15 protein-coding genes are annotated in these 17,477 nt (G+C 68.9%); 7 read left to right on the forward strand and 8 right to left on the reverse strand.

Translation table 11 applies throughout. From position 1 onward, the window contains the following. Positions 1-1,403 precede the first annotated feature (1,403 nt). Positions 1,404-2,054, forward strand: a complete 651-nt coding sequence (locus AB0L00_RS14960; RefSeq protein ID WP_364433438.1) for a TetR/AcrR family transcriptional regulator — start codon at positions 1,404-1,406, stop codon at positions 2,052-2,054. 37 nt (positions 2,055-2,091) lie between these two features. On the opposite strand, the gene AB0L00_RS14965 is transcribed toward AB0L00_RS14960, so the two are convergent. Further along, complete coding sequence (locus AB0L00_RS14965; RefSeq protein ID WP_364433441.1) at positions 2,092-2,217, reverse strand: hypothetical protein; 126 nt, start codon at positions 2,215-2,217, stop codon at positions 2,092-2,094. A 150-nt stretch (positions 2,218-2,367) separates the two neighbouring features. After that, a complete protein-coding gene (locus AB0L00_RS14970) occupies positions 2,368-2,499 on the reverse strand; it encodes a hypothetical protein (RefSeq protein ID WP_364433443.1) in 132 nt (43 codons plus the stop codon). 240 nt (positions 2,500-2,739) lie between these two features. On the opposite strand from AB0L00_RS14970, the gene AB0L00_RS14975 reads away from it, so the two are divergent. From AB0L00_RS14975 to AB0L00_RS14990, 4 genes are all read left to right on the forward strand, one after another. Then, positions 2,740-4,452: an amidohydrolase family protein gene (locus tag AB0L00_RS14975; RefSeq protein ID WP_364433446.1), complete on the forward strand. Its 1,713-nt coding sequence runs from the start codon at positions 2,740-2,742 to the stop codon at positions 4,450-4,452. A gap of 89 nt (positions 4,453-4,541) precedes the next feature. Beyond that, the gene (locus tag AB0L00_RS14980) at positions 4,542-5,246 is read left to right on the forward strand and encodes a hypothetical protein (RefSeq protein WP_364433448.1); all 705 of its coding nucleotides are present in this window, start codon (positions 4,542-4,544) and stop codon (positions 5,244-5,246) included. Positions 5,247-5,364: 118 nt separating this feature from the next. Continuing rightward, the gene (locus tag AB0L00_RS14985; RefSeq protein WP_364433451.1) at positions 5,365-6,192 is read left to right on the forward strand and encodes an AraC family transcriptional regulator; all 828 of its coding nucleotides are present in this window, start codon (positions 5,365-5,367) and stop codon (positions 6,190-6,192) included. Continuing rightward, entirely contained in the window at positions 6,152-7,156 is a 1,005-nt protein-coding gene (locus AB0L00_RS14990; RefSeq protein WP_364433453.1) for an aminotransferase class V-fold PLP-dependent enzyme, read from the forward strand. Before AB0L00_RS14985 ends, AB0L00_RS14990 begins: the two co-directional genes overlap by 41 nt. Before the next feature lie 32 nt (positions 7,157-7,188). On the opposite strand, the gene AB0L00_RS14995 is transcribed toward AB0L00_RS14990, so the two are convergent. The 5 genes from AB0L00_RS14995 to AB0L00_RS15015 are packed head-to-tail and all read right to left on the reverse strand — an operon-like array spanning position 7,189 to position 13,575. Next, positions 7,189-8,037, reverse strand: a complete 849-nt coding sequence (locus tag AB0L00_RS14995; RefSeq protein WP_364433456.1) for a PaaX family transcriptional regulator C-terminal domain-containing protein — start codon at positions 8,035-8,037, stop codon at positions 7,189-7,191. A 59-nt stretch (positions 8,038-8,096) separates the two neighbouring features. After that, entirely contained in the window at positions 8,097-10,478 is a 2,382-nt protein-coding gene (locus AB0L00_RS15000) for a bifunctional salicylyl-CoA 5-hydroxylase/oxidoreductase (protein ID WP_364433459.1), read from the reverse strand. Between the two features lie 11 nt (positions 10,479-10,489). Next, on the reverse strand, positions 10,490-12,148 hold the full coding sequence (locus AB0L00_RS15005; RefSeq protein WP_364433462.1) for an AMP-binding protein: 1,659 nt from the start codon (positions 12,146-12,148) through the stop codon (positions 10,490-10,492). Between the two features lie 42 nt (positions 12,149-12,190). Continuing rightward, entirely contained in the window at positions 12,191-13,096 is a 906-nt protein-coding gene (locus AB0L00_RS15010) for an acyl-CoA thioesterase domain-containing protein (protein WP_364433464.1), read from the reverse strand. Beyond that, positions 13,093-13,575 (reverse strand): cupin domain-containing protein, encoded by a 483-nt coding sequence (locus AB0L00_RS15015; protein WP_345346210.1) that lies wholly within the window; start codon positions 13,573-13,575, stop codon positions 13,093-13,095. The genes AB0L00_RS15010 and AB0L00_RS15015 overlap by 4 nt, the downstream gene beginning before the upstream one ends. Before the next feature lie 195 nt (positions 13,576-13,770). Between AB0L00_RS15015 and AB0L00_RS15020 the strand changes: the two genes are divergently transcribed. Together AB0L00_RS15020 and AB0L00_RS15025 are read left to right on the forward strand one after the other, a co-directional pair. Then, positions 13,771-14,223, forward strand: a complete 453-nt coding sequence (locus AB0L00_RS15020; RefSeq protein ID WP_364433467.1) for a RidA family protein — start codon at positions 13,771-13,773, stop codon at positions 14,221-14,223. Beyond that, on the forward strand, positions 14,220-15,107 hold the full coding sequence (locus AB0L00_RS15025; protein ID WP_364433470.1) for a fumarylacetoacetate hydrolase family protein: 888 nt from the start codon (positions 14,220-14,222) through the stop codon (positions 15,105-15,107). Before AB0L00_RS15020 ends, AB0L00_RS15025 begins: the two co-directional genes overlap by 4 nt. A gap of 86 nt (positions 15,108-15,193) precedes the next feature. On the opposite strand, the gene ligA is transcribed toward AB0L00_RS15025, so the two are convergent. Further along, a complete protein-coding gene (ligA, locus tag AB0L00_RS15030; protein ID WP_364433473.1) occupies positions 15,194-17,185 on the reverse strand; it encodes an NAD-dependent DNA ligase LigA in 1,992 nt (663 codons plus the stop codon). Positions 17,186-17,477: the final 292 nt, after the last annotated feature.

A 17,477-nucleotide genomic window follows, 5' to 3' on the forward strand; every position in this document is an offset into this window, starting at 1 on the left:
TGGCTGCTCGCATCGTCCCCATGCCGAGTTCCTTCACGATGGCGCACATCGCTCGGACGGCGAAACCGACACGGTCGACGACGGTGCGCACGCGGCGGCGAGCCGTGCGTCCGTGAGTGAGCGTGGGGCGGGCATCCCCCACAGCGCACTTTCGCCATAAGTCGTGCAGGGCTGTACGGCTTATGTGTTAGCGTATGTCGTACGCCTACAGGGAAGGTGCCGGGATGGCCACGCGCGGAGATCCGAACAGACCCCAGCTTGGAAGCCTCACCAGGAGGCGAGAGCCCTCTTCCTCGCCGTCGGGCCCGCCGATCTTCGTCCCTGCGCAGCGCCTGGGCGACCCTGCTCCAACGGCAGCGCGTCCCGCCGATGAAACCGCACGGCGGCCGGTTCGGGGCGGCCACCGACTTCCTGATCGGCACCGGCTGACGCGTACCGCTGCGAGTACGGGGAGCACGCGTACGACCAGTGGTCCGTCGACGAACTCCTCGACCTGATCGCTCGTGCTCCGCACCCCGCGTCACACGCTCGGTAAGCGTCATGGACCCCGGTCTCCGACCGCACCGAGGACGCCACACGCCCCTGCGGTGGCCTCTGACCTTTTCGAACATCCCACTTCTCTGTCGGGCGAGCCGCGCCCGAGGGGATATCCGGGAGAGATGCTTCATCGCCTATATGCAAAGGAGGTGAATGACATGGGTCCCGCTGGCTGGTTTCCGTTTTAATTAGATGAGATGGATTCTTTAGGTCTCTGGGCCATCGGCTCATCGGATCAGGTGGGGTGGCGAAGTGCTTTTCGCCACCCCACCCGCCATTCTGCCGAGTCGCTCCAGCGATGGGAGGGCTCCGTCCAGGCGCTGTCCTTCAGGCGCGCGGCTCCGCAAGGCCGAGCACAGGATCCAGCGTGGGCGCTCCCAACCGGAAAGTGCTCGGCTCCGCGGTGTGACCGGGCCGGGCGGGACCGGTTGGAGCCGCGGCCGGCGAAATCTCGAATCTTGGCGCACGGCGCCCGAGGCGTGAAGGTAGAAGCTGCGAGCAGCCTCTGCCGCACCGACCTCTGGGCCGCAGCAGCAAAGTCTTCAAGTCCCCGATCCGGAGGCCGAGGGGGATACACCATCTCATCGGGCAGCGCGAAACCACTCCAGTCGTTGGTGAAGTTGGCGCTGTGGGTCAAGGTAGCCCCATCGGTGAACAGGTGTTCGAGGTCGGTAATCTCCAGCCCCGCACCGTTCGGGACGACGCCGGCCCGCTCCGTGGCTGCATCATCCATCGTGCGACCTTTCTCTCTGGCGGATCCAGTGATGGCCAGACCTTCGCCTGCAAACTCGTACGGGCATGTTCGAGATGCGAGCTACCTTCGTCCGGCAACAAATCAAACAACCCTGTCCAGGTAATCTGCGTCCATGGCGCAGACCACAGATCCGCAGACCCCGCAACGGCAGGCTGCGGAGCCGGAGGCCCCGAAGCGCGACGTTCGGCGCTCCGCCGGCCACAAACGCGCCGACGCCGAACGCAACATCGAGGCGATCATCTCCGCGGCCACCGAATATTTCGCCCGGGACCGCGACGCGAGCATGGGCGAGATCGCCAAGGCCGCCGGCCTGGGCCGCGTGACTCTGTACGCCCACTTCGCCTCTCGCGAGGACCTGCTGAGGGCCGTCCTCGCCCGGACGATCGCCGACGCGGACGGCGTCATCGAGGCGGCTACGCCCGCCGAGGGACCACCCGCCGAAGCGTTCGCCCGCGTCATCCGGTCATGCTGGCCCTTCCTCAGCCGACTCGGCAGCCTGCACGCGGCCGCGCAACACGCACTGCCCGCGGAGGAGGTGCGCCGCTTCCACGACAAGCCGATGGGGTACATGGAACGGCTCATCGCACGGGGCCGGACAGACGGCGCCTTCCGCACCGACCTGCCCGCCGACTGGCTGGTCACCACGGTCTACACGCTGTTGCACGCCGCCGCCGACGAGGCCGCCGCCGGGCGGCTGGACAAGGACGCCGTCGGGGACATCCTGGAAAGGACACTGCTGGCGGCACTGAAGGCCGAGCGTTGAGGGCGGCAGGAGACCAGCACCGCGAGCCGTCACCGCGTCAGGCGGAGGCGACGCCCACGGCCTGAAGGAACATCACGCCATTCGTGACCGCTTCGAGCATGCCGCCTTCCGGCGTAGGGCCCGCCGTGAAGATGCCGCCGACCGCGAGCGTCCGTTCCCGCATGCCCAGGACGCCATCGCCTCCTGCACGATGCGGTACGCGGCGAGGTCCGCGGCCGCCGACAGTTCCCGGGCTTTGGCGTAGGCGCGCCGGTTTCGTACGGCGTTTCGCCGATGGCCGTGGCCGGCCCCGTCTGCGCGACGAGGCTCACGGTCACGAGACCGAGCCACCCCCGAACAGCACTCCGGCATCGACCAGGCTGAGCGCGGTGCCGGCCGCCACCGTGACCACGCGGCGGAAGGCGCGTAGTTCGGCCGTATAAGCGGCGATCATCGTGGTCGGCATCAGCGGATACTCACCGGCCACGGGCCTGTGGCGCGCCGACGGGGGCGTTCGCCGTTGTCGAGTGCATGCCCCACCTATCTACGACAGCGATGTACAGGTTACGATGCCTCGATATAAGTCGAACACCACTGTTCGGTTTGACGCGAAGTCCCGGGCGACCCGCCCCGGCTCGTCAGCGAGCCACCGCCAAGCGGAGGCCGTACTCCCATCCGAGACCAGCAGCAAAGCCGCGGAGGAACAATGCACACGACCGTACTGGACGGCGGTCGAGTCATCACTTGTGACGAACACGGCACCATCGCCGAGGCCATCGCGATCCGCGACGGCCGCGTGCTGGCCGTCGGCGACAGCGACACGGTCCGCGCACGGGCCGGGGCCCAGGCCCAGGTGGCCGACCTGGGCGGTAGCACGGTCATCCCCGGACTGATCGACACCCACCCGCACCTGATGCACTTCGGCGCACTCGCCGAGCCGCTGGTCGACATCACCGACGCGACCTGCCACGAAGACATCGTGGCTCGGATCGCGGCCCGAGCATCCGTGAGCCCGCCCGGCGAGTGGATCATGACCACTCCGGTAGGCGAACCGCACTACTTCATCCGCCGGTCCTATCGCGACCTGGCCGAAGGCCGGCTGCCGGACCGTGATGTCCTGGATCGGGCCGCGCCTCGGAATCCGGTGTTCATCCAGGCCTGGGCACCGGTCGTACCGAACGTCTGCGCCATGAACAGTCTCGCCCTCGACCAGCTGGGCATCAGCCCCTCCACGCCGGACCGCGTCGGCGACGTCTGGATCGAAAAGGATCCGGACGGCCGGCCGACCGGGCGCCTGCACGGCTCGGTCACCAATTACTACTGCGACGACCCGTTCATGAACGACCTGCTCCGCCGGCTTCCGCTGCTACAGGCTGACGCGATCCTCCCCGGTACCCGGCGGGCGATGCGGACGTTCAACGCCCTCGGCGTCACCACGGTGTACGAGGCGCACCTGATGACCTTCTCACTCGTCGAGTTCTATCGATGGCTGCGTGACCAGGAACAGCTCACCCTTCGGGTGCTGTGCTCGCCCGAGGCCGAGCCCACAGGAGTGGTGTGGAGCGACCCGTTGCAGCCCGCCGAGTACCGGCAGCGGTTGGAGCGGGCTCGCGACCTCGCCGACCGCTCGGATCAGATGTTCCGCGTCGACGGTGTCACCGTCTCGCCGTACGGGCCGTGCTGGCCGGGATTCACCCTCATGCGTGAGGCGTACTCCGACCCGTACGGGAGGCCGACCCGAGGCCGACCGGCCCTGAGCCCGGAAAAGGTCCAGGAGGCGATCCGGTACTGCCATGAGAACGGGGTGCGCCTCAACATCGTGACCTCGGGTCTGGCCGAAATCGACAGCCACCTCGACCAACTCGAGGAACTCGGCCAGACGCCCCTGACCGCGGACGGCCGGGCCTGGCTGCTGCAGCACTTCTACTTCGCCGAACCCGACCTGGTGCGACGCGCCGCCGCCCTTGGCCTCGACATCACCACCACCATGTCATTCTCCTGGGGTAAGGGAGAAGTCGTTCGCGAACGGTTCGGCGAGCGCCTGCTTCCCGACTTCATTCCGCTCGCCAGGCTCCTGGACGCCGGTCTGCACGTCGCCGCCGGCAGCGACTGGGGACCCAAGAACGTCTTCGAACACATCGCACTGGCCGTCGAACCCCGCTATGGCGCCAGCGGCAGGACCGCGGCGACCCCCGGCATCAGCCGCCGCCAGGCACTGTCCATGTGGACCGACCAAGCCGCTCACGTCCTGCGCTGGGACGACATCGGCTCCCTGCGCTCCGGCAACCACGCCGACCTCGTCATCCTCGATCGTGATCCGCTCACCTGCCCGCTCGACGACCTTTCAGACACCGAAGTCATCACGACGATGCTCGGCGGTAAGACCGTCGCCGGCTCCGACCCCGCAGCGGGACTTTGACGCGAGGGATCGGGCCGCCATCGATACATCCACCTCGAAGCAGTCGGTTTTCCGCTGCATCCAATCGCCCATGAGGAGATGGCAAGAAAATGAGTGATCGAACCACGTTGAACAGTGACCAGGAAATGGTCGTGCCGCTCGGCATGGATACGGGCGGCATTCGCCGGCGCCTGCGAACGGTCGCGAGGATCACGGCATTCATCGGAGGGCCGCTGTTCTTGCTGGGCACGATCCTGCACCCGGCGCGCGACGGGTGGGGAATGGCGAGGGTCGGGCAGCTGTACGGGGTGACGCACGACATTCAGGCGGCCGGTCTGCTGTTGCAGGTGGTCAGTCTCGCCAGCATGCTCGCGCTGGGTATGCGTGTCCAGACCCGCCGGGACTTGAGTGGGTGGTACGCCGCGCTGGTCGGCACGCTCCTGTGGTTCGCGCTCATCGTCTACGACGGTTCCCATAACCCCGTTCGTGCGCATTACGAGCCGAGCCTCGTTCACACGAGCGGTGATGTGGATGCGGGTGCGGCGATCATCGTGTTCCCGGCGTTGCTGATCTTTCCGTTCGGGTATCTGCTGCTCGCGCTCATGCTGAGGCGGCGCGGAATGGGGCGAGTGGCCGTCCTGCTCAGCGTCGGGTCATTCGTCTACACGCTCGGCGGGTTGTTCATTTTCACCTCAGGGCCGCGGTTCCCGCTCATCCAGATCTTCGAGGTCGCCGGTGCGCTGCTGTACGCCCTCGGATACATCCTTCTGGGCCGGGAGAGCGGTGCGATGAAACCGGCTACGACACGGCGGTGAGGGCGCGCGCGCCAAGCGGCCGGTCAGGCTTCTTCCATGGCGCCGGGCGGCGTACTAGGGTCGCCGACGCGGACCGGAGGGCATCGGAGGTGCGGGGCTGACGAACGACTCGGCTGCGGTGCAGCTCTCACGGTTCTGGCGGCTTCGCGGACTGGACGGCCTCGGGTTGATGCGCGCTCGCTACGTGTCGCACGCGTTCGCCCGGCACGGTCACGAGACCTTCGCGGTCGGTGTGATCCAGTCCGGAGCGGAAGAGATTCGGTTCGCGGACGGTGTCGAGCGGATCGGTCCGGGTGGGCTTGTGCTCATCGGCCCCGAGGTGGTGCATACCGGTGTCGCGCTGACCGACGACGGCTGGGCCTACCGGGTGCTGTATCCGTCGGCGGATCTCATGTCGGAGCTGGCCGGGACGCGGGGCACGCCGCGTTTCATCGAACGGGTCGTCGACGATGACCGGGCTGCGCGCCTGGTGCTGAGAGCGCACGCTGCTACGGAGACCGAGGACCGGCTGACTGCGGAGACCCTGATGCGCCGGGCGCTGGCCGGGCTGTTGCGGTCGTACGGCGGGGTGCCCTCGGCCGTTCCGGTCCGGTCATCCGGCGGCGCTTTCTCCGAACGGGCGCGCGAGGTGCTGCACGAACGCATGACGGAGCCGCCGGGCCTGGAGGAGCTCGCCGCGGAGGTGGGCGTCGGGTGGTCCACGCTCGTGCGGGCGTTCCGCGACGCGTATGGGCTGCCGCCGCACGCGTACCTGACCCAGCTGCGCGTCCGCGCCGCGTGTCGACTGCTCGAGAGGGGCATACCTCCGGCCGAGGTCGCGCCGATGGTCGGCTTCTACGACCAGGCGCACCTGTCCCGGCACTTTCGCCGGCTCGTCGGCGTGCCGCCCGGCGGCTACCAACAGGGTGGCAGGATCGTACAAGCGCCATCGCCGGGTTCTGCCTAATCTGCCACTGGCGGGGCTCGTCGCCGCACGGCACGACCGTCTCGGTGAGGACATCGCGGGTGGCACGCTGTACGTCACCGAGCACACGCACCACTGCGTCGCGAAGGCGGCACGGATCGCGGGATTGCCGGCCTCGTCCGTCCGGACGGTGCCGACCCGGGGCCTTCGCATGGATCCGGACGCTGCCGCCCGGCTCATCGCCGCTGATCGCGCCAACGGACTGCGGCCCTTTCTCTTGGTAGGCACGGCCGGCACCACGAGCACCGGGACGATCGACCCGCTGGCCGAGCTCGGAGAGCTCGCCCGCCGGGAGAACATCTGGTTTCACGTCGACGCCGCCTATGGCGGCGGGTTCCGGCTCACCGCGCGCGGCCGTGATCGGCTTCGCGGAATCGAACGTGCCGACTCCGTGGTGTTCGACCCGCACAAGAGCCTCTTCCTGCCGTACGGGACCGGCGTGCTCTTGGTGCGTGACACCGGGCCACTGCGTGCCGCCCACTCTGGTCGCGGCGATTACCTGCAGGACCTGACCGGCGTCGCCGGGCTGCCCGACTACGGCCATCTCGGCCCCGAGCTGACCCGCGAGTTCCGCGGACTGCGGCTCTGGCTACCGCTGCACCTTCACGGTGCCGCTGCCTTCCGCGACGCGCTGGACGAGAAACTCGACCTGGCCGCGCTGGCATACCGGGAACTCACTGCGGATCCGCTGCTCGAGGTGCCATGGGAACCCGACCTGACCGTTGTGGTCTTCCGCTTGCGAGCGGACGACGACGCCAACCGCCGGCTACTCGACCGGATCAACCGCACAGGACGCTTCTTCCTGTCCAGCACCCGCGTTGACGAGCGCTTCTACCTGCGGCTGAACGCCACGAGCCACCGGACCCACGAGTCACACCTGCGCGACGCGCTCGACCACATCCGCCGTTGCGCCGGCGACGAGGCCACGACGCGCCCTCGAACCTGATCATGAGTCTCGGCGAGGGAAGCCGCTGCTCGTCACCCGGTGATCGTGGCCATGACGTGGGCGCGAGCGGGCTCCTCCAGCCGCGCCTTCAGCGCGAAGAAGAGGTCGGCGGCCCGGATCCCGATCCAGCCGTCGGGCAGGAGTTCCTCGGGCAGGCCCGGGTCGAGGTACGGCAGTCGCCGCCAATCGGTGAGCACCCGAACATAGTCGGCGAACGCCTCCCCCGCCTGGGGCGTGCGGCGCCGTCGCAGCACCGGCGCGTGCGCCTGGAGGAACGCCCCATAGAGCCGCTCGAGCTCGTCGAGATCCCACCATCGGCGGACCTTCGCGGCCAGATCCCCGAACGCCAGATGCTCTCCGCGGAACAGATCCGCGTATGAGTCCAGGTCGAGTCGCCGCAGCATCTCGGCGGTCGCGTCATGCAGGTGCGCCGGTGCGATCCACACGCCCGGCGCGGCGGTGCCGAAGCCGAGCCTGGTCAGCTCGGAACGCAGGACATGCCGCTTGTGGCGTTCGGACTCGGGCACCGAGAAGACGGCGAGCATCCACCCATCGGTGAGCGTCGCACGCTGGCGCTGGAAGATACGGTCGTCCCCTTCGCGCAGGATGGCCAGCGCCTCATCGGACAGCTCGTAGCCGGCCGCGCCGTCGTGCCGGTGCGCTCGCAGGATCCCGCGCCGCTTGAGCCGTGAGATCGACGAGCGGACGGCGGGCTCGTCGACTCCGAGGTCGGCGAGCAGCGCGATCAGCGAGGCGACCGACAGCCAGCCGCCGTCCGACCGGGAGTACAGGCCGTAGACGGTGACGATCAGATGCCTCGGCTGCGCACTGCGCGTCGGCGCGTCGGCGTCGGTCTCACTCGGGTCTGACACGGCCGTCACCAGGCCACGATACCAACGATCACGCTGATCCTCGCGACGAGGTCCGGGCCGCCCACCGATCAGGAGACGGGTGCCGGGTCCCGGTGCGGGGTCCAGCGCAGGTGGACGTTCTGGTCGGTGGTGTCGGCGCGCAGGAGAGACAGGCGGGGGCGCACCGCGTCGGTGCGCGCCGTCGGCGGCTTGCGGCGACCTGCCGCGAACTGAACGGGCCATTCCGCGGCCGCACCTCGATACTCCTGCTCGGCCGCCGCGTGCAGCGTCCAGTGCGGGTCGTAGAGATGCGTACGACCGACGGCGCACAGGTCGGCGCGCCCGGCCAGCAGGATCGAGTTCACGTCGTCGTAGGAGGCGATGGCGCCGACGGCGATGACGGCCGTGCCGGTGGCGGCCGCGATCTCCTGCCGGACCCGGTCGGCGAACGGCGTCTGGTACGAACGGCCGAACGCGGGACGCTCGTCCTTGGTGACCTGTCCTGACGAGACGTCGATGGCGTCGGCCCCGTGGGCGATGAAGGCCCGGGCGATCTCGACGGCGTCCTTCTCGGTGTTGCCGTCCGGAGCCCAGTCCGTCGCGGAGATCCGCACGCTCATCGGCCGCTCGGCGGGCCAGGCGGCGCGTACCGCCTCGAACACCTCCAAGGGGAAGCGGAGGCGGTTCTCAAGCGAGCCGCCGTACTCATCGGTGCGGCGATTGGAGATGGGCGACAGGAAGGAGGACAGCAGGTAGCCGTGAGCGCAGTGCAGCTCGAGCAGGTCGAATCCGGCTTCGGCACCTCGGCGGGCGGCCGCGACGAAGTCCGCGACGATCTCGCCCATGTCGGCGCGGGTGACCTCGCGCGGAACGGGCGAGCCCGGACCGTACGGCAGCGGTGACGGGCCGACGACCTCCCAGTTCCCCTGCTCCAGCGGGTCGTCCATGCCCTCCCACATCAGCTTGGTCGACCCCTTCCTGCCGGAATGGCCGAGCTGAAGACCGATGCGGGCGGTGGTCCGGTCGTGCACGAAGGACACGATCCGGGCCCAGGAGTCACGCTGCTCGTCGGTCCACAGCCCCGCGCAGCCGGGGGTGATCCGGCCGTCCGGCGAGACGCAGACCATCTCGGTCATCACCAGTCCCGCCCCGCCCATGGCCTTCGAGCCGAGGTGGACGAGATGGAAGTCGCCGGGCACGCCGTCGACGGCGGAGTACATGTCCATCGGAGAGACGACGACCCGGTTCTTCAGCTCGAGCCGCCCCAGCCGGAAGGGCTGGAACATCGCCGGCGCGACTCCGTCCAGGCCCTGCGAGGCGGCGAAGGCGGCGTCGACGCGGTCGGCGAAATCCCGGTCGCGGGTGCGCAGGTTGTCGTAGGTGATGCGGCGCGACCGGGTCAGCAGGTTGAAGCAGAACTGGGTCGGCTCCTGGTGAACGTACATGCCGATGTTCTCGAACCACTCCAGGGACGCCTGGGCCGCCCGCTGGGTGGATTCGACGACGGGTCGTCGCTCACTCTCGTAGGCCGTCAGCGCGGCCTCGGCATCCGGGTTCTCGTGCAGGCAGGCCGCGAGGGCGAGCGCGTCCTCCATGGCGAGCTTGGTGCCCGACCCGATCGAGAAGTGCGCGGTGTGCGCCGCGTCGCCGATGAGGACGAGGTTGCCGTGATGCCACCGCTCGTTGCGCACGGTGGTGAAGTTCAGCCACTTGGAGTTGTTGGCGAAGACCTGGTGACCGCCGAGCTCATCGGCGAACAACTCTCGGAGCCGCTCGATGGCCTGGTCGTCGGAGACGCCCGGCGGGAACTCGACTCCCTCGGTGACGTCGAAACCGGCACGGCGCCAGACGTCCTCGTGCATCTCGACGATGAAGGTGGAGCCGCCGTCGGAGTAGGGGTAGCCGTGGACCTGCATGGTCCCCCACTCGGTCTGCTTGATGAAGAACTGGAAGGCTTCGAAGACACGATCCGTGCCGAGCCACATGTACTTGTTGGGCCGCCGGTCCAGCGTGGGGCGGAAAACGTCCGCGTATGCCTGCCTGACCTGCGAATTGAGTCCGTCGGCCCCGACCACCAGATCGTAGGACGCGATGAGGTCGCCGACGGCGGGGGCGAGCGTGGAGAAGTGCGTGACGACGCCGAGGCCGCGGCAGCGCTCCTGCAGCAGGCGCAACAGTTCCTTGCGGCTCATGGCGGCGAAGCCCTGCCCGCCGACGGTATGGCTTTCGCCCCGGAAGTGGATGTCGATGTCGGTCCACCGGGCGAACCGCCTCGCCATGGCGTCGGCGAACTCGGTGTCGGCGCTCTCGATGCCGCCGAGCGTCTCATCCGAGAACACCACACCGAAGCCGAACGTGTCGTCCGCGGCGTTCCGCTCCCAGACGGTGATGTCATGGCCGGGGTCGAGCTGCTTCATCAAGGCGGCGAGGTACAGGCCGCCGGGGCCACCGCCGACAATCGCGATCTTCACCGAAGTTCCTCTCACTGCTCGGCGACAGGCATGGCGGCCTGCTCGTCGTCGATGACCCTGCGAAGAGCGAAACGCTGGAGTTTGCCGCTGCTGTTGCGCGGCAGCGAGTCGCAGAACCGCACGTCGCGCGGGTACTTGTAGGGGGCCAGGACCCGCTTGACGTGATCCTGGATCTCCTTCGCCTTGGCCGCGTCGCCGACCACGCCGTCCCGAAGCACGACGAAGGCGCACACGACGGAGCCGCGCTGGGCGTCGGGACGGCCGACGACACCGGACTCCAGCACGTCGGGATGGGTGTCGATGGCGGCCTCGACCTCGGGCCCGCCGATGTTGTACCCGGACGAGACGATCATGTTGTCACTGCGGGCCTGGTAGAAGAAGTAGCCGTCCTCATCCCGGTAGAAGACGTCGCCGGTGACGTTCCAGCCGTCGACGACGTAGTCCGTCTGGCGGGCGGCGTTCAGATAGCGGCAACCGACCGGGCCGATGACGGCGAGCCGTCCGGACTCACCGGGCCCGAGCTCTTCGCCGTCCGGGCCGAGGATCGTGGCGCGGTAGCCGGGCACCGGCCTCCCGGTGGCGCCGGGCCGAATGTCGTCACCGGCGGCCGCGATGAAGATGTGCAGCATCTCGGTGGCGCCGATGCCATCGATGACCCGCAGCCCGAGCCTGTCGCGTAGCCCCTCCCACGTGGTCCGCGGAAGGTGTTCGCCGGCCGACACCCCGGTCCGCAACCCGGCCAGCTTCTCCTCCCGGCCTTCACGCAGGATCGCCTTGAAGGCCGTCGGAGCGGTCGCGAGTACCGTGACGCCGTGTCGCTGGACGATGTCGGCGAGCTGTGGCGGGGTGACGGACTCGGTCAGCAGCGCGCAGGCGCCGGCCAGCAGCGGGAAGACCACGAGCATGCCGAGGCCGAACGTGAACGCGAGGGGCGCGGAGCAGGCGACCGTGTCGTCCGGGGTCAGCCCGAGCACGGGGCGGCCGAAGGTGCGGTCGATGGACAGCAGATCACGGTGGAAATGCATGGTGATCTTCGGGGCACCGGTGCTGCCGGACGTCGGCCCCAGGAGCGCGACGTCGTCCGCGGCGGTCGCCACGTCACTGAACCGCCCGGACTTGACCAGGGCACGTTCGATGAGATCGTCCGCGCCGGCGCCTCCGTACTCCACGACCGTCATGGACGGCATCGTCGTGTCCTTGACGACGTGGACGTCCTCGGCGAACCGGTGGTCCACCAGCGCGATGGACGGCCGGGTCCGTTCGACGATCGGGGCGACCTCGCGGGCGCGCAGCGCGGCCATGGTGGTCACGACGACGCCTCCGGCCTTGAGCACGCCGAGCCAGGCCGCGACGGTCCATGGATTGTTCGGGGCGCGCAGCAGCACGCGCTGTCCGGGAACCAGGCCCAGGTCCTCGGTGAGCACCTGGGCGACCTGGTTCGCCCGTGTCCGCAACAGGCCGTAGGACCAGATCTCCCCGTCCGGCGTACGAAGCGCCGACCGGTCGGCTCCGAACGTCGCGACCGCCTTGTCGATGATCTCTGTGGCGGCGTTGAGCCGGTCCGGATACCGCAGCTCCGGCAAGGTGAACTCGAGTGTCGGCCACAGATGCGCCGGCGGCAGGTGGTCTCGGGTGAAGGTGTCCAGGTGGGCTGATGGCGAAAGAGACAATGGGGGATGCCTTCCGGGAGCCGCCGGCGAGGGGACGACGGGTCAAACGGCGCGGATCATGCCCTCCTGGGCAACGGTGGCGAGGTGCCGGCGATCGCGGGTGAAGAAGCGGCCGGTGCCGAGGCCGCGGCCCGTGTCGGCGGCGACCGCTTCCTGGACGTAGAGGAGCCAGTCGTCGACCGGTCCGGGCCGGTGGAACCACATGGCGTGATCGAGACTGGCGGTGATCAGCCCGGGCCTGGCCCAGGGCAGGTCGAGCACACGCAGCACGGGCTCGAGGATGGTGTAGTCGCAGACATAGGCGAGCGCGGCCATGTCCCGCTGCGGGTCGCTCAGTCCCTCGACCGGCCGGAGCGGGTCGAACGGCTTGATCCACACCGCCTGGTGCGGCGCCCGCCGTCCCTCGATGGTCAGGTAGACCGGCCCGGGCACGTGCCGCATGTCGAAGCTGCGGCCGCCGGACCAGTAGGCCTTCGACTCATCGGTCATCGTGCCGCCGGTCCGGTGCGCGAGGTACGTCGCGGAACTGGGCAGTTCCTCCGGATCGGGGACGGCCTCGGGCGGCTCGGCGTGGAACGTCCCGCCGGGCTCACCGGCGGCGAAGTTGGCCAGGCAGACGTAGATCGGCTTGCCGTGCTGGTAACCGCGTACCTGCCGGGTGCTGTAGCCACGTCCGTCCCGGAGCAGCTCCACCTCATAGCGCACCTGCGCCCCGATGTCGGCCGGGCGCAGGAAATAGCCGTGCATCGAGTGCAGCGTCTTGCCGTCGGTCACCGACCGCATGGCCGCGGCCGCGGCCTGGGCGACCAGATCACCGCCGTAGGCCTTCGGCCAGGGGCAGGGCTGGGTGATGGCGGTGAAGGCGACGTCGAAGTACTCGGTCTCCGCGGGCGTCAGCGTGACGGCGGCGGTGAAGGCCGCCGAGGTCTCCAGGGCCTGAGTCGTCATCGGTTCAGCCAGTCCCGCAGGTCGGTGTCGGCGACGTCGGGCAGGTTGACGACGATGTTCTCCGGCGTACGGGTGGTCATCCATACCAGGGGCCTGGTGCGCGAGAGATTGCACTCGACGTGCGGCATGAACGGCGGCACGAAGACCCAGTCGCCCTCCTCCATGTCGACGTAGTCCTCGAACTTGTCGCCGAAGTAGATGCGCGCCCGCCCCGACAGGACGTAGCCGCCGGTCTCGGCCTCGCCGTGGTGGTGAGAGACCGACCGGTAGCCCGGCTCGTTGCTGACCTTGCCGAACCACAGCCTCGTGGCCGGGGTGTGCTGGATGCTGACCCCCGAGATCCGCACCGCTCCCCCGGAGTCGGCCGTACCGGCGTCCTCCAGGCCGCCGCGCGTCACCACGGGTTGGACGAGACCGCTGGGGAGCCGATACATCGAGTTGTCACCCTCGAGGCGGTACTTGCTGAAGTCGGGCTCCATCGGAATGGCTCCGTTTCAATCGCGTGGGGGGAGGCGCCGGCCGGTCGAGGTGCGAGACCGGTGCCAGGGACGGCTGTCGGCGGATCGCTGTGTCGGAGCGTGCTCGTGACATGTCGTATTTTTCACGACCGTCATTTATTGTCAATACCGCTCCGCGGACGAACCGGAGCTCGACCCATCCCAACGGGAGGCCGTATGACGCCCGTCGCCGTGAACCCGAGTGCCCTGCCAGCGCCAAGCGGATACTCGCATGGAACCCTCACCGGAAACACGCTCTACCTGGGCGGACAGACCGCCCTGAACGCCGACATGGAGATCGTTCCTGGCGGCATCGTCGAGCAGTTCCGCCAGGCGTTCGGCAATGTGCTGACCACGCTCCGCGCGGTGGGAGGCGAACCCGAGGACCTGGTGAGCATCACGCTCTACCTCACCGACATCCCCGACTACCAGGCTCACGGCAAGGAGATCGGCCGGGTCTGGCGCGAGCTCGCCGGTCCCGTCTACCCGGCCATGGCCGGGATCGGCTGCACCGCCCTGTGGCAGCCGGAGGCCATGATCGAGATCCTGGGCGTGGCCGTGATCCCGGAACACCGGCTCGTACCACCGGCGCCGCTGCCCGAACCGGGTCCCGAGGGGCCGCGGAAATGAGACTCGCCTCTGTCACCGTCGACGGCACACGGCGAGCCGGAGCCGTGAACGAGGCCGAAGGCATGGTGGCACTGCTGCCCTCCGCCATCGGCACGGTCGACGACATCGTGCGCGGCGGCCCGGCGGCGCTCGACGCGGTACGGGCCGCGCTCGCCGACGCCCGCCCCGTGCCGCTCCGCGAGGTACGCCTGGAGTCGCCGCTGCACCCCTTCAACCGCGACATCCTGTGCACCGGGTGGAACTACTGGGACCACTTCGAGGAGTCCCAGGGCATGCGAGAGGGTCAGGACCCACCCCAGCGCCCGGAGCACCCCGCGTTCTTCACCAAGGGCCCCGGCACCGTCATCGGGCCCGCCGACGAGATCGCCTCCGACCCCGAACTGTCCGCCAAGTGGGACTACGAGGCCGAGATCGCCCTCGTCATCGGCCGCGACGGCCGGTCGATCCCGGAGGAGAAGGCGCTCGAGCACGTCTTCGGCTACCTCGTGGCCAACGACGTCTCCCAGCGCGATCTGCAGCGGGCGCACGGCGGCCAATGGCTCAAGGGCAAGAGCATCGACGGCACGATGCCGCTCGGCCCATGGCTCACGACCGCCGACGAGATCGACGATCTCGAAGGCCTGCGGGTGCAGTGTGAGGTCAACGGCGTTCTGCTGCAGAACGCCTCCAGCGCTCAGATGGCCTTCTCGTTCGCCCAGGTCATCGCCGAGCTGAGCAGGGGCATGACCCTGCGCGCCGGGGACGTGGTCCTCACCGGTACGCCGAGCGGGATCGGCAGCGCGCACGAGCCGCAGATCTTCCTGAAAGACGGCGATGTGATCGTCACCCGGGTCAGCCGACTGGGCGAGTTGCGGAACGAGGTGCGGCGGGCCCGGCTGACCTGACGGGTCCCGCGCACCGCCCGGCTGCGGCCCACGCGGGCGCGTCGCACCCGTAGACCTCCCCGTACCGAGAGGAGCCGACTCACGCGTTAAAGCACGCCGGCCTCGGCCAGCCACTGCCACAGCTCGTCCTGCCGGACGATCGTGACGCCGAGCTTGTCGGCCTTGCCGGTCTTGGACGCGCCGACGTTCTCGCCGGCGAGCAGGTAGTCGGTGGTGGCCGAGACCGACGAGGCGGTCGTGGCCGCCGCCTGCTCGACCAGGCGGGTGACGTCCGGGCGGCTGATCTTCGCGCCCGAGCGTGGGTCGGTGAACGCGCCGGTGATCACGACCGACCTGCCCTTCAGCGGCGAGTCGCCCGCGGCCGCGGCGTCGACCGGCCGGTCCTCATCCAGGACGTCGAGGTCCACGCCGCGCTCACGCAGCATGGCGATCTCCTCCTGGACCTGCGGGCGAGCGAAGAAGGCGACGACGCTTTCGGCGACCTTCGGGCCGATGTCACGGATCGCCACCAGGTCCTCGACCGTCGCCGCCATGATGTCCTCGATGCGCTCGTAGCCGGCCAGGCACAGGCGCTTGGCGGTGCCCTCGGAAGCCATCGGGATCGCCAGCCCGATCAATGCGCGCCGCAGCCCCATACCCTTGGAGGACGTGATCGAGTCGACCATGTTCTTAGCGCTGACCTCGCCCATCCGCTCATAGCCGAGCAACTGCTCGGCCGTCAGGTCATAAAAGTCGCTGCGGCGCTTGAGCACACCGTCTTCGGCGAGCCTCTCAATCCAGACGTCGCCGACGCCCTCCATGTCTGCCGCCTGCCGTGAGGCCCAGTGCATCAGCCGACGCGTCGCCTGCGCCGGGCACTGCAGGTTCACGCACCAGCGCTCCTCACCGGTGCCACGGACCTGCAACTCCGAGCCGCACGACGGGCAGTGCGTCGGCGGGACGATCTCGACCTCGGTCCCGTCGCGTTCCTCCGGCAGCGAGCGGCCTGCGAACGGGATCACGTCGCCGCGCCGCACGACCGCCACGGTGTCTCCGATCCGCAGGTCGCGCTCGCGGATCAACCTCGGGTTGTGGAGCGTGATGTTCTCCACCGTCACTCCGCCGACGAACACCGGTGCGACCCTCGCGCGCGGCGCAACCCGGCCGATCTTGCCCACCGGCCACTCGACCGACAGCAGTCTCGTCAGCTTCTCCTCCGGCGGATACTTGAACGCGATCGCCCCACGCGGCTCGGCGCTGTTGAATCCCGCCGCGTCGAACGCCGCCGGCTCATGCAACCGTACGACCGCACCGTCGATGTCGTAATCCAGGCCGTCTCGGCGACGACCGATCTCATCGATCGCCTCCATCACGTCCGCGACGCTCGCGCACACGTACTGGGCTACCGGTTCGAAATCCGCCGGGATCTCCAGCGCGGCGCCATCACGATCGGCACCGAACGCGAAGAACCGCAGCAGCCGCTTGGCGTTCGCCGCCGCCACAGGATCCTTCAGCACCAGCGTCCCCGCCGCGCCCGACCGCGGATTGGTCAGCGTCCGGTCCGGGTGCGCCTCGTTGTAGGCAGCCCACACCGACCGCAACATCACCGCCTCGCCACGGACCTCCACCCGCCCAGGCGCCTCGATCCTGACCGGCAGACCGGGAATCACATGGCGCACCTTCTCGGTCACCAGCTCACCGACCGTGCCCGTGCCGCGTGTAGCGACATGGTCCAGGCTCCCGTCGACGTAGACCACGCTGAGCGAAAGCCCGTCGAGCTTCTCCGACACACGGAAGACCTGGCCGCCGAAGCGCTCGCAGAACACGCGGATCTGCTCCTCGCTCGTCGCCTTCGCCAGCGAGAGCATCGGACGCGCGTGCCGCACCGTCGGACCGGTCAACTCCGACGGCGCGTTGACCTCACCGAGCGGGCTATCGGCCGGCTCCAGCTCCGGATGCTCAGCGACGAGCGCCGAAAGCTCATCCTTCAACGCGTCGTAATCGGCATCTGGCAGTGGGCTATCACCCGTGCCGTAATACAGGTCGTTCAGCCGCTTGACCTCAGCGACCAGCTCAGCGATGCGCTCCCCTACGTCCACCCCCCGATTAAACGCCAAGCCACCGACATCCACGCCTGCCAGGGGCCTGGCCCCCGCCCGCTGCCGCTACGTGCCGTTTAAGTCCACCTTCGCCGCCCCAACTCAGGCGGACCAGCCCGAGTCCGTACCGGGTGCTGCCGAACCGTGTCGCGACATACGAGCAAACGACGAGCAAACAGGATCACGGCGCGTTTGTCGTCGTCGGCCACCAGGTCGGGACGCGGAACTCCGAATCCTGCGATTTCTCTCCAGTCATCCCATGGGCAGGGCCCGGCTGACGCCGGGCCCTGCG

It is taken from the genome of Actinoallomurus sp. NPDC052308 (genome assembly GCF_040679195.1).
Classification (GTDB): Bacteria; Actinomycetota; Actinomycetes; order Streptosporangiales; family Streptosporangiaceae; genus Actinoallomurus; species Actinoallomurus liliacearum.

What these genes read in the sequence shown, in the direction of transcription:
- AB0L00_RS14960 (WP_364433438.1), top strand. Translation starts at nt 1,404, where the DNA reads ATGGCGCAGACCACAGATCCGCAGACCCCGCAACGGCAGGCTGCGGAG.
- AB0L00_RS14965 (WP_364433441.1), bottom strand. Translation starts at nt 2,217, where the DNA reads ATGCGGGAACGGACGCTCGCGGTCGGCGGCATCTTCACGGCGGGCCCT.
- AB0L00_RS14970 (WP_364433443.1), bottom strand. Translation starts at nt 2,499, where the DNA reads ATGCCGACCACGATGATCGCCGCTTATACGGCCGAACTACGCGCCTTC.
- AB0L00_RS14975 (WP_364433446.1), top strand. Translation starts at nt 2,740, where the DNA reads ATGCACACGACCGTACTGGACGGCGGTCGAGTCATCACTTGTGACGAA.
- AB0L00_RS14980 (WP_364433448.1), top strand. Translation starts at nt 4,542, where the DNA reads ATGAGTGATCGAACCACGTTGAACAGTGACCAGGAAATGGTCGTGCCG.
- AB0L00_RS15010 (WP_364433464.1), bottom strand. Translation starts at nt 13,096, where the DNA reads ATGACGACTCAGGCCCTGGAGACCTCGGCGGCCTTCACCGCCGCCGTC.
- AB0L00_RS15015 (WP_345346210.1), bottom strand. Translation starts at nt 13,575, where the DNA reads ATGGAGCCCGACTTCAGCAAGTACCGCCTCGAGGGTGACAACTCGATG.
- AB0L00_RS15020 (WP_364433467.1), top strand. Translation starts at nt 13,771, where the DNA reads ATGACGCCCGTCGCCGTGAACCCGAGTGCCCTGCCAGCGCCAAGCGGA.
- AB0L00_RS15025 (WP_364433470.1), top strand. Translation starts at nt 14,220, where the DNA reads ATGAGACTCGCCTCTGTCACCGTCGACGGCACACGGCGAGCCGGAGCC.